This is a genomic window from Psychrobacter sp. A3 (assembly GCF_028823565.1).
In the GTDB taxonomy this organism is placed as follows: domain Bacteria; phylum Pseudomonadota; class Gammaproteobacteria; order Pseudomonadales; family Moraxellaceae; genus Psychrobacter; species Psychrobacter celer.
The window spans coordinates 1-20543 of sequence record NZ_JAPEHS010000014.1 but is presented as its reverse complement, the minus strand read 5'-3'; the positions used below and the strand labels follow the sequence as shown (position 1 = coordinate 20543).

Annotated in this window: 12 protein-coding genes and 1 pseudogene; 6 read left to right on the top strand and 7 right to left on the bottom strand. The window is 48.5% G+C overall.

Going from position 1 to position 20543, the window contains the following annotated elements; translation table 11 throughout:
• Nucleotides 1-16: 16 nt before the first annotated feature.
• The 7 genes and pseudogenes from NK638_RS03805 to pilG form a co-directional block, all read right to left on the bottom strand.
• Nucleotides 17-1018 carry a chemotaxis protein CheB gene (locus tag NK638_RS03805; RefSeq protein WP_274631999.1) on the bottom strand — a complete coding sequence of 334 codons (1002 nt, stop codon included), beginning with the start codon at nucleotides 1016-1018 and terminating at the stop codon, nucleotides 17-19.
• Complete coding sequence (locus NK638_RS03800) at nucleotides 1008-7976, bottom strand: Hpt domain-containing protein (protein WP_274631998.1); 6969 nt, start codon at nucleotides 7974-7976, stop codon at nucleotides 1008-1010. The genes NK638_RS03805 and NK638_RS03800 overlap by 11 nt, the downstream gene beginning before the upstream one ends.
• Before the next feature lie 55 nt (nucleotides 7977-8031).
• Complete coding sequence (locus tag NK638_RS03795; protein ID WP_274631997.1) at nucleotides 8032-8997, bottom strand: CheR family methyltransferase; 966 nt, start codon at nucleotides 8995-8997, stop codon at nucleotides 8032-8034.
• 72 nt (nucleotides 8998-9069) lie between these two features.
• Nucleotides 9070-10143: pseudogene (locus NK638_RS03790) on the bottom strand (methyl-accepting chemotaxis protein); the annotation flags it as partial.
• A gap of 516 nt (nucleotides 10144-10659) precedes the next feature.
• Nucleotides 10660-11190 (bottom strand): chemotaxis protein CheW, encoded by a 531-nt coding sequence (locus tag NK638_RS03785; RefSeq protein WP_274631996.1) that lies wholly within the window; start codon nucleotides 11188-11190, stop codon nucleotides 10660-10662.
• A gap of 3 nt (nucleotides 11191-11193) precedes the next feature.
• Nucleotides 11194-11556: a response regulator gene (locus NK638_RS03780; RefSeq protein ID WP_075100388.1), complete on the bottom strand. Its 363-nt coding sequence runs from the start codon at nucleotides 11554-11556 to the stop codon at nucleotides 11194-11196.
• A 219-nt stretch (nucleotides 11557-11775) separates the two neighbouring features.
• Nucleotides 11776-12153, bottom strand: coding sequence for a twitching motility response regulator PilG (gene pilG / locus NK638_RS03775; protein ID WP_075100386.1), 378 nt, complete (start codon nucleotides 12151-12153; stop codon nucleotides 11776-11778).
• A 786-nt stretch (nucleotides 12154-12939) separates the two neighbouring features.
• On the opposite strand from pilG, the gene NK638_RS03770 reads away from it, so the two are divergent.
• The 6 genes from NK638_RS03770 (at nucleotide 12940) to NK638_RS03745 (ending at nucleotide 20515) form a co-directional block, all read left to right on the top strand.
• Nucleotides 12940-14238, top strand: a complete 1299-nt coding sequence (locus NK638_RS03770; protein ID WP_274631995.1) for an efflux RND transporter periplasmic adaptor subunit — start codon at nucleotides 12940-12942, stop codon at nucleotides 14236-14238.
• 307 nt (nucleotides 14239-14545) lie between these two features.
• Nucleotides 14546-15268: a response regulator transcription factor gene (locus NK638_RS03765; RefSeq protein WP_058025471.1), complete on the top strand. Its 723-nt coding sequence runs from the start codon at nucleotides 14546-14548 to the stop codon at nucleotides 15266-15268.
• Between the two features lie 98 nt (nucleotides 15269-15366).
• On the top strand, nucleotides 15367-17613 hold the full coding sequence (locus tag NK638_RS03760; protein WP_274631994.1) for a HAMP domain-containing sensor histidine kinase: 2247 nt from the start codon (nucleotides 15367-15369) through the stop codon (nucleotides 17611-17613).
• A 298-nt stretch (nucleotides 17614-17911) separates the two neighbouring features.
• Complete coding sequence (locus tag NK638_RS03755) at nucleotides 17912-18682, top strand: methionine ABC transporter ATP-binding protein (protein WP_274631993.1); 771 nt, start codon at nucleotides 17912-17914, stop codon at nucleotides 18680-18682.
• Nucleotides 18683-18700: 18 nt separating this feature from the next.
• Nucleotides 18701-19387 (top strand): methionine ABC transporter permease, encoded by a 687-nt coding sequence (locus NK638_RS03750; RefSeq protein WP_274631992.1) that lies wholly within the window; start codon nucleotides 18701-18703, stop codon nucleotides 19385-19387.
• 168 nt (nucleotides 19388-19555) lie between these two features.
• The gene (locus NK638_RS03745; RefSeq protein ID WP_274631991.1) at nucleotides 19556-20515 is read left to right on the top strand and encodes a MetQ/NlpA family ABC transporter substrate-binding protein; all 960 of its coding nucleotides are present in this window, start codon (nucleotides 19556-19558) and stop codon (nucleotides 20513-20515) included.
• Nucleotides 20516-20543: the final 28 nt, after the last annotated feature.

Genomic DNA, 20543 nt, shown 5'->3' with positions numbered 1-20543 from the left:
CATCGCTCACAGTAAGTTAACGCAAAGAGGCCGTCGCCTTTTCACCAATATAGTCGGTAAGTTTTTGTGCCAATTGAACAGGGCTGCCGACAAAATCACAATAACCTGAATCAATGATGGCCTGTGGTTGGCTCGGACAAGCACTCAAGCTTGGCTCTTGTGCCCATAATTGGCTGTCATTATCTTGAATAAGATCCAAGTATTGCGAGCCATCATCACCCATACCTGAAAATATGATGTTGATAAGCTCACTGCCGTACACATCGCTGGTGTTTTTTAAAATCTGGCCAATAGCTGGTTTGTATTCACCATCCCAAGGCTGCTCTAGCAGTATCACCCGCCCAGTAGAGTCACAGACTATCTGCTTGTCTATAGGGGCTATCAGACATTGACCAGCTCGCAGACGCTGCGATGAGGTGATGACCTGACAGCGCCACTCGTTATGGCGATTTAAAATACGGGGCAGCGTACCAATCATGGTTTGGTTAAAATGATGCGCGAGTAAAATACAAATCGGTAGCGTGGGCGATAAGTTATCCAAAAACTCTTTTACCGCGCTCGGCCCGCCCATAGAGGCACCCAAAAACACCACATAATGCCAGTCGTTATCAGCATCATCGCTTTTATAGACAGGCGTATGCACCAACACGGGCAATGCCAGCATCTGCGCCAGCTTACGCTTTAGTTGACGCTGCCATTTAGCATACAGCTGCGCTTCATTGAGATAAGGGGCTTGACTAAATCCCACCAGCACGGCGGCAGGTTTGGAGGCAGCCGTCACCGTCGCCATATCATCGTCATAGTCGCTATCGATCAGCCAAATGTCTATTTCGGCCTCAAAAAGTGTGGTTTTTTTTTGTAATTGCGCACGCGACACACAGTCTATCAGCGCAAAACCGCAGCTACGAACTGTGTCTGAAAACGCCATGCGCTGATGATGGTCTTCGGCCACCACCAGCACCTTTATATTTGCTTTTGTCTTCCCTGTTAGTGCCAAAATACCTGCATTATCCTTCATAAGTTAAGCTGACCTCATCACCCAGCAGTCTCTGGATTTTATCAAGCAGCTGTTTTTCTTGGAACGGTTTGCCCATATAGTCATTTACCCCAATCTCTAAGGCGCGCTGACGATGCTTTTCACCAGTACGCGAGGTGATCATAATGATTGGAATATGCTGTAAGCGCTGATTGTTTCTGACTTGCGTTGCCACCTCAAAGCCATCCATCCGCGGCATCTCAATATCAAGCAATATCATATCTGGCGTGGTTTCTTGTAGTATTTCGATAGCATCGATACCATCTCTGGCAAGCGCCACATTGAAGCCTTGACGCTCTAAGAAACGAGAGGTCACTTTACGTACCGTGACTGAGTCATCCACCACCAGTACCGTCGGTTTTGACTGAGTGCCGCTAGGCTTGGTCACGTTTTTGACCCTTGGCGCATTTCGCATTAGGGCAATCAAGTCCAAAATCGGCATGACCGAGCCATCACCCATGATGGTCGCCGCCGAAACGCCTGAGAGGTTGGATAGCTGCTGTCCCAATGGTTTGACGACCACTTCAATACGTGAGCCTGCAATCTGATCGACCTGTAAGGCGATGTTTTGTCCCGTGCGGTTTTTGATGATGATCAGTGGTAGGCTAGTGTTGGTATTGACCATCAGCTCGTTGAGCTTATTACCCGAGAGAATCTCGTTGAGATAACGTACGCGGTAATCATTCCCTTCAAACGCTAACGTGGCGTCGTTGGACTGATAATACTCATAAAGTTTTTCTGGGTTGATACGCACCACACGCTCGATCTGTACCAGTGGAATAGCATAGTAGCGATCGGCTGCACGTACGACCAGCGCATCAGACACTGCAACTGTCAGTGGTAAGCGCATGGTAAAGCGTGACCCTTTGCCCAGCTCCGACACCACAGTGACCGCCCCGCCCAACTGGCGAATCTCACTGATCACTACATCCATACCAACGCCGCGGCCTGAGATTTGCGTCACTTGCTTACTGGTACTCAAGCCGGCATTAAAGATATATTGCATGATATCGACATCAGTCAGGCTATCGTCATTGGCATCGATAAGGCCTTGAGAGATGGCTTTGTTGCGTACGGCTTCTACATCGATACCGCGGCCATCATCCGATAACTGAATGACGACTTCACTCCCTTCGCGGTGCACCTCTAAAGTGATATGACCGCTACGCTCTTTGCCTGCTTTGAGTCGAGCTGAGGTGTTTTCGATACCGTGGTCGACAGCGTTTCGCAGCATATGCTCAAGCGGTGAGGTAATCCGCTCCAAAATGGTTCTATCCATCTCATCATCAGCATTGATAATGGTCAATTCTACAGATTTATTAAGCTCGTTTGCAGTCTGACGGACGATACGCTCCAGACGCGGGGTCAAGCGCGTAAACGGCACCATACGCGAGTTCATCAAACCGTCCTGTAGCTCGGTTTGTGTACGTGCCAGCTGCAGCAGCAAGCTTTCGCTATCACGGGTTTTTTCTAATAAAGTGTGGTTGATATCGACCAAATCCGAGGCCGACTCTGACAATGATTTGGACAGCTGATTGAGTGACGAGTACTGATCCATCTCCAACGGGTCAAAGCCTTCATTATTAATCAGCTCGTCATCGATTTGCGACAATATCTGTGCTTCAAGCTCCGTCTCCATACGGCGCAGCTGATCGGCCAAGCGCTGTACGGTAATGCCCATCTCTTCGATACTGTTGGTCAAGCTGCTCATACCCATATCGATACGAGCACGGTTGATCGCAGACTCACCCGATAGGTTGATCATATGCTCAATCAAGCCACCTGAGATACGAATCATCTCATTACTGCTGGCGCTCTGCTCTTCCTCATCGGTCTCTGCAAACATCGACGGCATCTGACTGATGTCTTTTTCTAGATATTGCGAATCTTGTGCTTCTTTTGCCAGCAAGATCGCTGTACGCTGTGCTTGCAGCGACTCTTTTGGTACTTGTTTTAGGCTATTAGGGTTTTTACCAAACTGCTGTAGCGCTTCAATCAGTAGCGTCGGTGTTGGCGGGTTGACCTGTAGACCTAGCATAAATACCGCATCTGCCAGCCAGTCGTGACAAGCAACAATCAATGCTTGAGCTTTTTCGGTTGCAGGACGGCGACGGCTGGCAAAGTTTTTATACGTCGCTTCTAGCTCATAAGCCAAGTCAGCGATGCCGCTGGCGCCGACCATCTTGGCACCACCTGTGATGGTATGCAGATCACGCTGTAGCGACTGCAACGCCACGGTATCTTCGGCATCCTGCAAAAACACTTGCAAGTGTCGGTTTTGGTTGGTCAGCTCTTCTGCTTCTTCTAAAAACACCGCCAAAAGATCAGGATCAGGCAAACCATTGGCCCATGATTGCTTGATCATGGTATCTAAGCTGACCGTGTCTGCTACTTCATGGCTCTGCTGGGTATTGTCAGCCTGTGATTGGGTGTCGGCATCGAAGTGGTTGGTCGGTGCTGGTATGATCAGCTCAACCACCGCTGGCAATGTGTCTGCTTTTTCAAACTGTTGTAACTGCTCAATCAATTCTGTAGCAAAAAACGACTGCTGATGACGAACGATATGCATGACTTGCAATGACATGGTGTCCTGCACCACTTGCATAATCTTTAGCCACTGCGCGGTTGGTGTTTTCCTGTTTTCTACAAAGGCTTCATAAATGCTCTCCGCCTCGTGGGTCAGGTCGCCAATACTGCTAATGCCCGCCATTCTTGCGCCACCTTTGATGGTGTGTAGGTGACGCTGCAATACTTTAAGCGCGTTGATATTGGTGATATCGGCACGCCACTTACTAAAGCTTTCATCCAGCGCGTCATCTAGCTCTTGCGCTTCTTCTAAGAAGATCTCAAGCAGCTCTACATCGGTATCGATCGACTCAAGCTGCAGCTCGGGTGCAGCAACCGTGCGAACCATCGACTCGTCATCATCGCCGTCATCGAAGCCAGCAAGCGCCTGCAACTCATGTAGCACTTGCGGGTCGACTTTTAGTGAAGTGCTGCCAGCGAGCGCATCGAACAAGCCGACCAATTGCGCGTGGCCAGCGAGTAATACCGCCTGCACCTCTGCTTGTTTTGCCGATTCTGGATGCCGCTGTAGATAAGCATAAGCGTGCGCCAAACCGCCAAGGATAGTAGTGAATTTTGGAAATTCTTGGGTTTTATTGGTGAGGTGTTTGATTTGGCTAAGTTGCTGCTCTATATAGCGCTGAGCCTGCGAGATATCCCCCTGACTTAGCGCCTCCTCTAGCTCCCACTCAGCGTCTAATAACTCATCAATATTGTCATCCAACAACTGCTCAATCGTTGGCTTATTGTCGGAGGCTGTCTGATCGTCATGGATGAGATACTGCTCACCAAGCATGGCTTGCAATGACGCAATATCTTGCTGGCTTTGGGCATCTTCCGCCGAAACATCAGGTTGTTGGACGTTTTGCTTATAATTCGTTAGATAACCATTGATCAGCATAGCTGACCGTGCCAACGCCTCTAAATGCAGCGGCGTCATCGCGGTATCTTGCTGTTGTAGCAGCTCTAAACTATGCTCTATCGTCGCACTCACGTCACTGATAGCCGCTAACGCACTAGAGCCTGATGCGCCGCGCAGCGTATGAAAGGCTCGTACAATCTCATCGGTCACCTCAATCTGAGGCTGATCTCGATGCGTGGCAACAAACTGCTCAATGTCTTGTAATAACGCTTCGGCTTCATCGATGAAAATCTCACAGAAGGCTTGCTCTTCTTCGCTCTGCGGCGTCAAAATCACCGGTGCTTCTGCCATCATCTCATTGACAGAAGTAAGCGATTGCAAGGTGCTATCTACCTCTATGGCCGCTACAGCGTCCCTTACCTCGCTGTCATCACTACCTTCATAGTCGCTCGCAGTCTCAATCTCATCGGCATCAGTCTCATCCCACCGCTCTGAAGCTAAAGCCAAGTCGTCTTTGTGAATATCAGACGCAGGCGTACTGCCCATTTGCGCCAGTAAGGCAGGGTAACTAAAGTCCTGAGATTTTTGTTTGCTATAGGCGTTTGCACAGGCAATCCATAACGGTATCAGTGCTGGATACTCTTCACCACCTTGCTCAAAGGTAGCGAGCATCGCTGGGTAAGCGGCTAATACATCAGCCATTAGCTGAGTGATATCTGCTGTCATCTCAATACTGTGATCCAGTACACGATTGAGCATATTTTCAATGGCCCAAGCCAGCTCAGCGCTATAGTTGGCCCCGACCATGCGGCCTGAGCCTTTTAGGGTATGGAAGCCGCGGCGAATATCTGTCAAGGCATCTAGGTCAGTAGGAGACATGCGCCAGTTTTCATACAAAGGCACGATTTCGCTCAATACCTCATCGGCCTCTTCGATAAATATCTCTTTAATATCAGGGTCTGCATCATTGGCATCGGCTGGTAGCTGCCCAGCATCTGGCATAAAGGGCGCAAGCACTACTGGAACCTCAAAATCAAACAAAGACACCGTTTCGCCGCGCACTTCGGTATCGGCTATATCCATACCGATCTCATCAGACGCAGCGGCATCATTACTCTGTGATGCAGCGACGTCAGCTGCCACTTGCACTTCATCAGCCAGCATTTCCGCCTCAGCCCCTGACTCGGTGTCAGAGATGACCAATGCAGACTCGCTTTCGACCAATCCAGCGTCGATAGGCTGTCCGCTCAATAGGTTACGGCTTTGCAGTATTGTGATAGCAGGATCCACACTTGGCGGCCGTTTCGCTTGAAAGTCGGCGACCAGAGTGGGCAGGTTCGTTGTGGTTTGCGTGACCAGAGTTACCACGTCTTCGGTGACGGGCAAGGTTTTGTCCAACAATCGATTCAGCAAGTTTTCGATAGACCAAGCCATCTCACTGATGCTAAAAGCCCCCACCATGCGCCCTGAGCCTTTTAGAGTATGAAAACCTCTACGCACTTCTGTCAAGGGTGTCAAATCCTGTGAGTCTTGCTGCCAAATAGGCAAAAAGTCTTCTAAATCAGCCATCACTTCTGTGACTTCTTCGATAAATATCTCACGGATATCAGCATCTGCCTCAAAGCTATCAGGCTGCAGCTGCGTGCGAGCCTCGGCCAATGCCTCACTATCCTTATGCGTAGCACTGTCATCGTGCACGTTGTCATCACGCATGTTGTCATCCTCTAGCGCATCATCGGATGGCTGGGCAGATAGATCATGACTGGCAGGAGCAATCTCACCGCTGTCATCATAGCGCAGCACGTCAGTTGCGGCAGGTGTCTGGGTATGAAAAGTATCACTAACCATCTCTGGTGCCTCAATATAAGCATCAAGCAGTGCTTCTGCTCTGGCCGTATGCTCACTTGCGAGCGTTAATAATTGCTGATCAAAAATCTGCTGAGCCAGATAGTCTAACAACAGCTCAATTGACGTCAGTGCTTCCGCCAAGGCTTGCGTCACATCCCAACTCAGCGCATCAATCTCGTGCGTTTTTAGCTGGCTAAAGATATGCGCGATCTGATCGGTGGTTTGGCAGATCGTTGGCAACCCCATATCATCAAAGGCTTGACCGATTTTTGCAAAGTCAGCAGTCGTCGGTAGCAGCTGCACTTCTTGACGCTGTATATACTCATTAAAGCTTTGTTTGACGTCTTCGACAGCAATGCGCAGCTCACGCAGCCCTTCACCCGCCGACACAGCATCAGCACTTGTGACGGGTTGATCGTTGGCACTGGCAAGTACATCAGAAAAAGGAACAAACGCGGCGGCCTCACCAATCTTTTGCGAGATCACTTGCTCCGTATTGTAAATAGCGCTGTATAGCTCTTGCAGCTTTTGTTCAATTTGCCATTGTACTTGGGTCAGCGCCGCCTCAGACGCCAGCGCCTGCTCTATCTCGGTCAGTATTTCTGCCACTTGAGCGGCATAATATGTCCAACCACGCCCCTCCAGCTGGGTTTGTATCTTTTGCAGCGGATACAACAGTGTGGTTGGCTTGTCTAAATGAAAAACCAAAGTCTCAAGTTCACTCAATATACGCGGTAAAAAACGCGACTCTACCGCCGAGCTTTGGGGCAAGTTGCTCAGTATCGACTGCGTATTGTCACTGCTTTGGTCGAGACCACTTAGCTCGATATAAATATTGGTTATAAGGCTGTTGATGACACTTGGCACAGGCGGTGTTTGCTGTACAAAAGCATCAATGATCTGCTCAAGCTCGCTTAACAGAGGGGCATACTGCTTAGGCAACGGAGCGGTGTTTTGCGCAAGCTCACTAAACCACAGCTCAGTCAAGTACCAGAGCCGCTGCAAATTTTCCTCTTGGCTCGTCTGACGCAGGTATTGGCTGACTTTTTCTAGCGGGGTTAATAACGGCGGCTGATTACTATTAACACTTAACAACACTTGTACTTGTTGTCGCCAGACGAGCAACAACTGCTGGTATTGCTGCTCATCTAGATGCTCGGTGACGTCATCTGTTCGCACTGGTACGGCCAGCTCAAACCCAGCCACAGCCGCATCTGTGTCAGTTTTTTGATGCAATGCACCCTGCTGAATAGCGCTGGATGCCAATGATGACCCACTAGCCGCTCCCAATTGCGTTAGCACCTCAAGCAGTTGCTCCGCGGCGGCCGTGATTGAAGCGGTATGGTGACTGCCGATGCGAGCATACTGATTTAGCGCTCGCTGCAACAATCGGTGCGCAAGCTGACCCACGCGGCGCGCCTCGCTAGCTAGGCCATCGCGACCACCAACTTCTGCTAATGCGCTGAGCTTGTATGCCAGATCTGCCAATGCCGGTAGATTGCTTATGATGAGCGCGCCACCGAGCTGATGATAGGGCACGACCATGTGCTCATAATTGATGGGATCAGCGTCTAATTGCCAGCCATCCGATACCTGTGATAATTGCTGATTAAATAGAGGGAGCAACCACTCAAGCGTCACTATGTCATTGGGCTGGTTTTTCATAGGGTCATCCTAACTCGTCTAGGCACTAATTTTGCCACTCATGAAGGCACGGGGCTTAAGTGTTGGTCTTTTGCCACACATTAACCTGTGGGTTCGCAATACGGCGCATATTTGCAGGACGCCAAAACAGCGCCTCACCCGGAGCCAATACAATGTATCCACCGGGAGCACACTGCGCTGACAGCCGCGCCAAAATATCACGCTGATCAAATTTGCGAAAATACAGCAGCATGTTTTGGCAAATAATCACCTGCTGCAGATGTGGCGTGGGTGGTTGCTGCTCGATAATATTATGTAAAGCAAAGCTTACGTGTGATTGCAGCGTTGGGGCAACTTGCCATGATGTCTGTATCGCTGTAGCAGGCATCGCGGTATCTGCCAAGCTCGATGTAGGCGTTGGGCGGTTTGTTGATAACGGATACACATACGGCTGACAGTGCTGCGGAATCAAGGCCTGCTGACGTTTGTCATATTGCGCCAACCGTGCTTTTGCCAGTGCTTGTTCACTAACGTCAGTACCTAATATCGCAAACCTCGTCAGCTGCTGCGCCGCCAGACTCATGGTCAGCGACCACGCCTCTTGCCCACCGGCACAGCCCACACTCCAAATACGAAACAATTTATCTACGCCGCTTACCCCATCAGCACTTATCCTATCGGCGTTTAGAACTAGGCTTTGATGCTCGGCGGCGCACTGGGTCACAAAATCTATCGAAGGCTGATGTCGAAAAAAACGGCTTTCGTGGATAAGTACTTTGTCCAGCAGCTGTTGACGCAGCGCATTGCTTTTGGGCAGCTGATACCATAGCTGCTTGACGCTTAAGCCATGCGACTGGGCGGTATGATCAATCGCATTTTTTAACCATTTTAGCTGGACATCTGGTAGTACAAAGCCCGTTTCGAGCTCTATATACCGCTGCCATTGCTGCGCATCAAAATGATCGTTTTGCATTATCGTCTTGCCCAGCGCAGCGCTGCTTGCTTTAACAAAGCTGCGGGTTGGTTGATTAAGATCGTCCACATGACCTGCTATCATTGTTATGCACCGTTACTGCACCTGTTTACCGAATCAGGCTCTGGCACCAAATACTTATCAGACGCTCTCTGATAAAACCTCTTCAGACTCTAGCATATCAGCGTCCAACAACTCATCGTCATTTGAGATTTTAAACCCAGTGACGGACTCTTGTAGTGCGGCTGCCATCTCACTCAACTCGCCGATAGAGCGCGCAGTCGCCATGGTACCTGATGAGGTCTGTGACGTAATGTCTTGAATGACGTTCATGGTGTGTGAAATATGGCCTGCAGATTCAGCTTGCTGCAATGCCGCGTTTGAGATGTTTTGGATCAAATCAGCGAGCGTGTTTGAAACGCTTTGCACTTCTTCTAGTGCCTCACCGGCGTCTTTTGCCAGACGTGCACCGCGTACGACTTCAGAGGTCGTTGATTCCATCGAAACGACCGCCTCATTTGTATCTGCCTGAATGGTTTTTACCAGTGTTTCGATCTGCTTGGTCGCATTGGCTGAACGCTCAGCGAGGCGCTGAACTTCATCAGCAACGACCGCAAAGCCTCGGCCTGCCTCACCTGCCATCGACGCCTGAATGGCCGCGTTCAAGGCCAAAACGTTGGTCTGATCGGCAATGTCATTAATCAAGCTAACGATATCGCCAATCTCTTGTGACGACTCACCCAAGCGCTTGATACGCTTTGAGGTTTCTTGAATCTGATCACGAATCACGTTCATACCTTCGATAGAGCGCTGTACCACCTCGGCTCCATTATAGGCAATGGCAACTGAGCGCTGGGCCACGGTCGCTGACTCTGAGGCGTTGTTAGACACTTGGTCAATCGACACCGTCATCTCATTAATCGCCGCCGACACGCCAGCGATCTCTTGTGCTTGGTGCTCAGAGGCTTCGGCCAGCTCTACAGCGTTCATCTGTGTTTGCTCTGATGATTGCGAGACGCGCTCAGCGGTACTGTTAATGACCAGTACCAGCTGACGCAGCTGGTCGATGGCAAAGTTGACTGAGTCAGCAATCGCCCCTGTAAAGTCTTCTGATACAGTCGCATTGACGGTCAAGTCCCCTTCTGCCAAGTCGCCTAGCTCATCGAGTAGACGCAAAATAGCGATCTGGTTACGCTCGTTTTCTTCTTGGATTTGACGAGCACGCTCAGACTCCGCCTCGGCTTCTTGACGGCGACGTAGGGTTTCTTTTTCGATCAAGATGCGCTCTGAGCCGCCCCGTTGTTTTAGGATTTTATATAAGGCAAAGAAAATACCTAGCATGCCTATGATCAACACCACCACAGGCAGAATGACCGATTGATTAAAGTCAGAGAAATACTGACTCACTGACGATACAGAGTTGCCTAGCCAAATCAAACAAGCCACGCTTATCGCCACAAACAGAACCAGCAATAAATTCCATTCACTATAGGCATCTTTGCCATCCGCTGTGGTTTTGGGCGTACCAGCTACAGGTTTTTTTATAACATCACTCATCTTACGTATTCCTTTCAAACAATCGTCAAAGTCTTATCGTGACTGACTTTGACAATCTTATTGTTATCAAAACAACGATCAACAAAGCCTGTATGAATGCTGACATCCAACCGCATCATGTCAGTCGCTAATCCTCTGTCTTTATGAATGAGACAGATTCTGTATTATCGACAGTTATATTGCCGCATCGCTATACTGCAAATCCTGCGCTAGTAAGCTTGGCATGAAAATATACCAATCTTGCTCATTTTTATAAAACTTACCGTGATTATAAGGCGCAAATGGTGAGCTTGGCTCGATGGCCTCGGCGCGATATTGTTCACTGGTAAACTGCTCAATACCGATCACCTGATCGACGAGCAAACCTGAAAACAGGTTGTCGTGATCGATGACAATGACCTTACGCTGACTCATTTGCGCCACACGGCTAGGTACTTGTAAAAACTGTGACAAATCCGTGATCGGTAATAAACGACCACGGATATTGGCAATACCTAGCATCCAAGGCTTCACTAAGGGTAAGCTGGTATATTCTGGCATGGCCAACACCTCCGATACCTGACCCATTGGCGCCACCAAACGCTGTCCGCCAATCTCAAATACCACACCTTGCCAGTCATATTCTTGCCCACTGCGGCGACCACTTTTGCGCGCGCGTGCCAGATCTGCTAGACGCAGAAGCTCAATAAACCCTTTGGAAGCCACAAGCTACTCCATTACTCGACGAATGATATTGACCAAGCTGCTCTCGTCAATGGGTTTGTTCATATACTCTTTAGCGCCTTGACGCTTACCCCATACACGGTCTGTTTCTTGGTTTTTGGTACTGATCATGATCACTGGGATATGGGCGGTGGTTTTGCCGCGGGTGATCTTGCGTGTCGCCTGAAAACCATTCATCTCTGGCATCACCACATCCATCAAAATCACATCTGGCAGATGATCTGCTGCCATCTGACAGCCCTGCTCCCCATTGGTCGCCTCCAACACTTGAAAATTGTTTTTGGAGAGCATGTCGCGAAATTTCGCCATTTCAGATGGCGAGTCGTCAATGACTAAGACGGTAGTCATAGGATTTTCCTTTATTTACGAAGATATGCATTTGGATATTCAAATATATTATAAAGACCAACTACTAAAGCCTGTGCTCCAAATACTCATGATCACACGCCTCTCACCGCAGTGGTTACTCGTTGTCAAGCGGCTAGCAACAGCCGTACGTGATATCAAAACCTGCACAAAATACGCCACGCTCAAAGATAGTCTGGCACATTTATTTTGACCCTTTGTCTAGCGGTATTGGTTGATCGCGTCAAACAGCTCGTCTTTACTAAATGGCTTGGTCAGATACTCATCAGAGCCAACGATACGGCCGCGTGCTTTATCAAATAAACCGTCTTTAGATGACAACATGATTACAGGCTTGTCGGCATAATCAGGGTTGTTTTTGATCAAAGCACAGGTTTGATAACCATCTAAACGTGGCATCATAATATCCACAAAAATAATATCGGGATTGTTATCGACAATCTTTGCAAGTGCATCAAAGCCATCAATAGCAGTTACAACTTCGCAGCCAGCCTTTTGTAACAAGGTTTCTGCAGTACGGCGAATGGTTTTGGAATCATCAATCACCATCACTTTTAAGCCATCAAAATTATTTTCCATTCTCATTGTCCTATGAACGACTATGGGTTTGTCACGCGATCTATCAACACAGCTGTTAGGGTATTCTCAATTGATCATTTATTGATTATGGGCTTGAGACGACCTCTGCCATCTATCTATATCGTAGCGGACCTATCTTTTCTTTTATGAGTATCTGGCTTTTATCAGTCCTGAGCAAAAGTACCCCCGCCATCTGGGTCATGATAGGCAATTTATGGTGGCTGAATCGATTGACGCTCAATCCGGTGGCCAATCACCAACCACTGTGCTTAGCGTGTCGCCAGATAAAGGTATCTTAATGCATAAAAAACATTAAAGCACTTTGCCATAAACTATCGTCATCCTACTTTTTGATAAAAACAGGGCAAAAAACTCACCAACTTCATGATATTTCTGCATTATATAGAATCAACCACCACATTGCTGAATAATTTTCGATTGTGATAAAAATGTATCAATATATTTTGTTATGTTTGTTTTAGCACAGTTGTTCATGCAATTCCAGTGATTAACAAATTTATGTTCAGACTGACCAGTCTCCTAGTTAACAACTTAAATAGCTATCCAAATAATTACCTAAACGGTTATCTAAATAGCTACCTATAGTCATACTCCAGTCATGCTTCTATCAGCAGGTTGTTAGCAGGTTGTATGGTTTAGCATTTGGCAGTCATGATGGCATGACGAGCGGCAATGTTTGGTCACTGCACAATCAGCTAGCGTACAATCGTTTCACCTCACAGGATTTCACTATATAATAAAACGACGATTATAACGGTGACTGCTATGACAGCTTTTCAATGGTTAAAAAAAAGCCCGTACTTACTTAGCGTTTTGCTGCTGCTGGCTTGTCAGCCCTCCCCGCCTACCGATGAGCCTGTCACAGCCGAAAACAGTGAGACAGTAGATAACCCACTGATCATCAGTGATAGCACGGTGACGATGACGCCAGACCATATTCTAAGTATCAAACCATCGCGCTATCAACCCAGCCTCGGGCTACAGGGCAATATACAGCCGATCAAACAAAGTCAGTTTGTCGCCGCCCAGCCGCTGTATGTCGAACAAGTACTGGTCAGTGAAGGTCAGCAGGTCGAAAAAGACGCGCCTTTGCTTATCGTCCGACGGCTGGACATGACCAGTCAAATACCTCCCAAACGCTCAGATGAGATAAATACAGAGGCCGATGGCAACTCAGCGCCGCAAACCGAGAATGCAGCACCGCAAACCAAAAGTGCAGCAAAAGACCCAGCTACTGAAAAAACCTCACCTCGTCCGGAGCAGACAAAACAAGCCACCATAGAGGACGCGGCCTCCGAGCCATCAGCCATCGATAGCAAGTCTACCTCTGCTAGCCAAGCCACCTCCGACAGCAACCCTGCCTCAGCCAAGCTGCCGCGCCAAAACGACGCGGATGCAGACGCTGCGACAGACACACCGGACGACGCCTCAAAGCATTCGTCATACCAACTTATCACAGTGCGTGCCAGCTTCGCTGGGCGGATCGCGCAGTTAAATGCCGCCGCAGGACAGCAGCTCGCTGCACGTACGTCCTTATTGCAGATCGCTGATGAGACCAAGCTATACTTTGTCGCAACCGTGCCTATTCAGGCAAAGCCGCAGCTATCGGTAGGACAAACGGTTAATTTTACAACCGCTGAGCTGACAGATCAGTTCACCGGTCAAGTCAGCAAACTGGTCGAAGCCCCGCACCCCAAAAAGCTGCTGGTCCATGTCAATGTGATCGATAACGAGAGCAGTCGCAAAAAACTGCTGCCTAAGATGCAGGTCACGGGGCGGGTCAACTATGGACAAATCGATGTCGGCACTATCGTGCCTAGACGCGCTTTACATGATGTGAACTTGACAGAATTGCATTCACCGCCATATAAACCTCTAAGGCCATTGGCGGCAAATGTGTGGATCATCGGACAAGATCAGCGTCTGGCGCGCCAGCCTGTAGAAGTAATCGAGTTTAACCCCACCACTCAGCAGTATCTGATCGCAGGCATCAGTAATGATAGCTTGATTTGCTTGGCCGATTTACCCCTTGATTCTAAAGGCAAAAAAGTCATTGTGTCCTAATGGCTTACGCTGGCAGTTACATTATGTAGAAACATTAACAAAGCTTGTCTTGTTTTGTCACAGCAAAATTAGGCACTATGTCTTTATTAGCGGTCTTTATTATTAGCGCGTTTACAGCAAGCATACGTATTTAAGCGTATGTATATTTACGAGATAGTACTTTTAAATAGTGCCTTTAAATAATGTCTTTAAATAGCGCATTCAGACGTTTGGCATAACAGCGGTCGCATCTGATGTATTTATCAGAATGACTGTACAGAGCTGTATAAACGCCTGACCCATGATAACAACAACTAGAGGATAACCCATGAGTAAACAGATCTTATTAATAGAAGATGATCCAGATTTAGCAGAATTGATCAGTGACTATCTGACCATGAATTATTACGACGTGCATCACGCAGGGCTTGGTCAAGAAGGTCTTGACTTATTAGATACCAAAGAGCGCGATATCGATTTGGTTGTGCTTGATTTGATGCTGCCCGATATGGATGGTATGCAGGTCTGTCAAAAGATCCGTGGCAATAAAAACAACATGACCAATAAAGTACCTATTATCATGTTGACGGCCAAAGGTGATACCACAGATCGCGTGTTGGGCCTTGAGATGGGTGCCGATGACTATATCGCCAAGCCTTTTGAGCCGCGTGAGTTATTGGCTCGTATCCGCGCTGTGATTCGCCGTCATGAGCAGCCAAACCAAGCAGACAGCCAGTCAGATAGCTTGACGTTTGGCCGCTTAAGCGTATTTCCTGACAGTCATGAGGTGACGATTGATGATGAGCCTGTACGTTTGACCACGCATCAGTTTCAATTACTACACTACTTTGCCACGCATTCTGGTAAAGTACTCAATCGTGAGCAGCTCTGGCAGGCGATGCCAAATGATGACAGCTCAGACAATATCGACCGCGCCATTGATGTGCATATTTCACGTTTACGCGCCTTGATTGAAGACAACCCTCGCCAGCCCAAACGTATCATCACCGTACGCGGCGTCGGTTATCAATTTGCCACCGATCAGGTCTGATTGTTTGTTCATATTATGAGCGGTAGCACGCTATAAACGGCAGACTGTATGGTAGCCGTTTTGAATCGTTATAAACGTCTGATAATAGAGATGGTTTAATGCAGCACTTGGGTTTTCGCTCTTTATTTGCCAAGCTATTTGCCAGTGTGATGCTGGCGCTTATCTTATTTGCAGTGGCGATGGTGCTGTTGACCCAGCTGGTCCATGATAAAGATGCGGGAATTCGCTCCGAGGTATTGGCCACTCAGATATTAGGGCAAATCGATCCTTTTTTGCATGAGCTAAATATCGCCATTAGCAAAGACAACCGTTTGCAGTCGCGGTTTATGCTGGCGGTCGTCAAAAAAAGCTTTGATATTTTTGACGAGTCTTTACAGGCCAAGATGGGTCTGTATGACAGCGATGGTCATTTGCTGATGCAAACCGACCACAGCGATTTGCCATTAGAGCTGCCGCCTACCCCGTCTTTGTTATCACGCGTTTTCCCTTCTTTTTCTGATACCGCCACGACCCAGCAAGCACAAGTATATAGCAGCACAGGCTATACGCTGCTGTACGAACCGCGTTTACCGCCCAAAAAACCAGCCCTTTCTGCGGCATTGAACCTATTTACCGGCACCTTATTGCTGCTGCTTATCATGGCAGGGGTTTTGTGGATTATTGCTCGCACCATGACGTGGCGTATCAATCAGATGAGCCAGCAGATGACGCAGCTGGGTGATGGTGATTTTACCGTGCGAGTCAATGCGCGCGGTAATGATGAGATTGCTTCCTTGGCGCGCGGTTTTAACCAAGCGGCACAAAAAATCGAGCATTTGGTCGATGCCAATAACTTACTGCTGGCGCACGCCTCTCATGAGCTACGCACACCCATCACGCGTATTCGCTTGCAGATTGAGATGATGGACATGCTGGCAGGCGCGCTGCCCTCTGATATCAAAGAAAAGTTTGATAAACGCGCCCAAGCCATCAATCGCGATTTGTCTGGGCTCAATGACTTGGTAGAAAGCATCTTGCTGGTCAGCCGCTTGGATGCAGGTCATGCGTTGCAGCAAGTAGAGCGCCTAGATCTATACGATCTCATCAATCAAGAGCGCCAACATTACCCTGAAGCGACGTTGATCGGCGAGCACATCGTCATCGATGGGCAGGCCTCTATGCTAACCCATTTGATTCGCAATCTATTGACCAATGCGATGCTACATGGGGTGCCGCCAGTGACCGTACTGCTATATGGCGTACAGACCATTGACGAGGCCGATAGCATCCCAGACTACCTGCTGCAAACCCTCATTTGCAGTAGTTTCGCCGACTATAATAGCTCAGACTTTGACTCCTATGATGAGACCGCGGCTCCAACCCGAGAGGATGGGCGGGCGGCATCAGCGCAAGGCGACGATACCGCGCTCACAGATACCGCCGCGGCTGAAGCAGACATGACAGAGACGGTCATGGCCCTGCCTGCACCGCCTATCTACAAAAACGGCGAAACGCTCGTTGACGAGGCCGCTGTCGTTAATGAGGCAGATAATACTGATGCTACTCACACTGCGGTCGACACGACAAACGACAACGCTGCTGACCGTCCTAACCACGATGCAACACCAAACTGCGAGACGCATCAGATTAAGACATCTGTAGTAAGGGCGGATGACACGCTTGCAACGGAGACGGATGATAACGCTCTCGCTTCGGCCAATAACCATACCGCTCTTAAACCAAAGGACGCGCGCGCATCGCTATCTGTGATGACAGACTATCAGCGCTTTACCTCTGAGTTTGCGGACAAAATCAAAAAAGTCATTTGGCGTGCGGTACCTGAGAGCGCGGCGCAGGCTGATAGTGACCTTACAGTACAAAAAACCAAAGACAGTCTGATGAGCAAAGGTATCAATGCGCTAAAAAATGGCCACAGCCAAAAAAGCGCCATCGCCGATAGCACAGCCACTAGCGATGATAGTAAAAAGCCAAAAGACCAGAAATTTAGTAGCAAAAACGCGACGCAGCTTGACGGGGAGACTATGGACGCGCCGCGCAAAGAAGGCTTGTTTACCAAGCATCTCAAAAAAACCAAAACAGAGCCTGAACGTCCTCTGCCCAAATACGCGGTACTGGCCGTCATCGACGAAGGAGCTGGCATCCCTGAAGAAAAGCGCGAAGAAGTGTTTAGCCCATTTGTGCGTTTGCAACAAAAAAATAAAGGCTCAGGGCTGGGGTTATCACTGGTATCACAAATCGTCACCGCGCATCAGGGCCGTATCATCACTGATACCATCAATGGCCATACAAGGTTTTTGGTCATACTGCCAGTCAAGCATAATCCGCACTATCATCCAAATGGCTAGGACGTATTCTTATCTTGCTAGCGCAAACCCCTCTCTAGCACAAACCCCTTTATTAAGTGTGCCGTCTTCTTGTCAAAAACCGCTCTTATTATCTGCCTCTTTTCCTCGCCTCCCCTGCCTAATCGCTATTCATCATAAGCGGGTCGCGGATGCGCATATCCAAAGTACCCGACAATATGCTATATTAGCGCCCCTTATTATAGGGTTATGAACGGTTGTTTTTTTACCTCTTAGATGACGATAGAGGCAAAACAAGGCGTTTGTGACATTAAAAAAACCATTGAATTTTGAGCCCTCCATGAATGACATGATTGTCTTAAACGATGTGACCAAAAGTTTTTTAAGTGACCGCTCAATCAAAGACAAAGATGGCAAACCCCACTGGTTTACTGCTGTCGAGCCGACGTCACTGTCCATCCAGCAAGGTGAAATCTTTGGCCTAATGGGCTATTCAGGTGCCGGTAAATCCACCTTGTTGCGCCTGATCAATATGCTCGAGCGTCCAGATTCAGGTCAGGTCATCATCGATGGCACTGATTTGACCAACTTATCAGCCAGCGACCTACGAGTGGCGCGCCACAATATCGGTATGATATTTCAACAGTTTAATCTCATGTCCAATCGCACCGTCTTTGACAACGTGGCCTTTAACTTGATGGTCGCAGGCTATCCGCGTCGTGATATTCATCAGCGTGTCATGGACTGCCTGGAGATTGTCGATCTGACTGATCGCGCCGGTCACTATCCAGCGCAGCTCTCAGGCGGCCAAAAGCAGCGCGTTGGTATCGCCCGCGCGATAGCGCCTAGTCCAAAGGTGCTACTGGCCGATGAGCCGACCAGTGCCCTCGATCCTGCGACAACTCGTAGCTTGCTCACCTGTCTGCGTGATATCAACGAGCAGCTAGGCGTGACCATCGTCATCGTCACCCACGAGATGAATGTGATTCGCAGGCTTTGCGACCGCGCCGCCTTACTACACCAAGGCAAGCTGCTTGAGGTTGCAGACGTAAGAGATGGTCTGATTCAGGCCACCACCCCGATTGGCAAAGGCTTAGTCGTTGAGGACTAATGAGGTAGGAGAAATAATATGTTAACTGGTACGGAACTATCCGCCTCGATCGAGAAGCTGTTTGCGCTGCGTAAAGATATTGTGACTGCGTTTATTGATACCTTTATCATGCTGGGTATCTCAACGACGGTTGCCATTTTGATCGGTGGGCTATTTGGAATATTCTTATTCTTATCCAGCGATAGACAGTTTTTGCAAAATAAAACACTATATGGTGTGTTAGGCGGCATCACCAACTTTATGCGCGCCTTCCCGTTTGTGATTTTAATGATTGCGATGAGTCCATTTACCAAAGCCATCGTCGGTACAGGTATCGGACCGATTGCCGCCTCTTTGGTGCTTGCGATTGCCGGCTCGTTTTATTTTGCCCGTTTGGTCGAGCAAAACCTGCGTGAAGTCCCGCGCGGTATCATCGAGGCCACCGAGTCGATGGGCGCTCGCCCCTTTACCATTATCAAAGTCTTGCTTAACGAGGCGCGCTCAGGGCTGGTGCTGTCAGTGACTATCTTGTGTATCAGCTTGCTGTCATACTCTGCGGCGGCGGGTATGATCGGCGGCGGCGGTTTGGGCGATTTGGCCATTCGTTATGGTTATTATCGTTACCAAACTGAGGTGATGATTTTTATCGTGATTATGCTATCGATCATGGTCATTGCTATCCAAGCGTCTGGTAACTGGCTGGCCAACCGCTTAGACAAACGTTAAACCGCTTCGGCAAATACTTGACATTGCCAGCGACTCAGTTTATTTTTGGCAGTAATGAATCCTCTTAGCTCTTATCATAAAAAGCAGCATTACTATGTAGAATGTTGCTTTTTTAATGCTCAGGCGCGACTCACATAACCCAATCCCATGTACGAATAAGGAAATTTTATGAAATTAACAGATATCAGCCGTCAGTTGGCCACTGCCTTTGCAACCGTTGGTATGACAGGGCTTGTATTGGTGGGCTGTAACAACTCATCAGCGCCAGAAGCCAACAAAGAAACGGCGACTGAAAACACCACAGCCCAAGCAGCGGACAGCGATATCGATCCTGAGCATAGCAAAATCGTCATCGGTACCACTGAAGGTGACTTTGCCGACATGGTACGTAACCAAGTCAAAGGCGCGCTAGAAGAACAAGGTTATGAAGTTGAGCTCATCGCATTTACCGACTATGTGCGTCCTAACTTGGCGCTGGCTGAAGGCGACTTGGATATCAATATCTTCCAGCATAAACCTTATCTTGATACCTTTAAAAAAGAAAACAATCTAGATTTGGTTGAGGTATTCCAAGTACCGACCGCCCCGCTTGGTCTTTATTCAGGTAAAAAGACCAGCCTTGATGAAGCCTACAAAGGCATGAGTGTCTCAGCACCAAACGATCCAAGCAACTTTGCGCGCGCCCTTGTGATGATGGACGACCTTGGCTGGATTACGCTAAAAGACAATATCGATCCGTTGACAGCCTCAAAGACTGATATCGCGGATAACAGCAAATACGACATCAATATCGTCGAATTAGAAGCCGCACAGCTGCCACGTGCCCGTGATGAAGTTGATTTTGCGGTGATTAATGGTAACTATGCCACCGACTCTGGTATCAAATTGACCGAAGCACTGTTTCAAGAGCCAAGCTTTGCTTATGTCAACTGGTCAGCGATCAAGTCTGCCGATACTGGTAAAAAATGGGTAGAAGACGTCACCAACGCCTATAACTCAGAAGCCTTTAAAAAGTACGCGCATGAGACATTCCCGGGCTACAAATACCCAAAAATCTGGGGTGAAAACACCGCCGACGCAACCAAAGCCCCTGAAAATGCGGCTGTAGAGACCGAAGCGGCGCAGTAATTTATAACCGTGCTTCCGCGTCTATAAA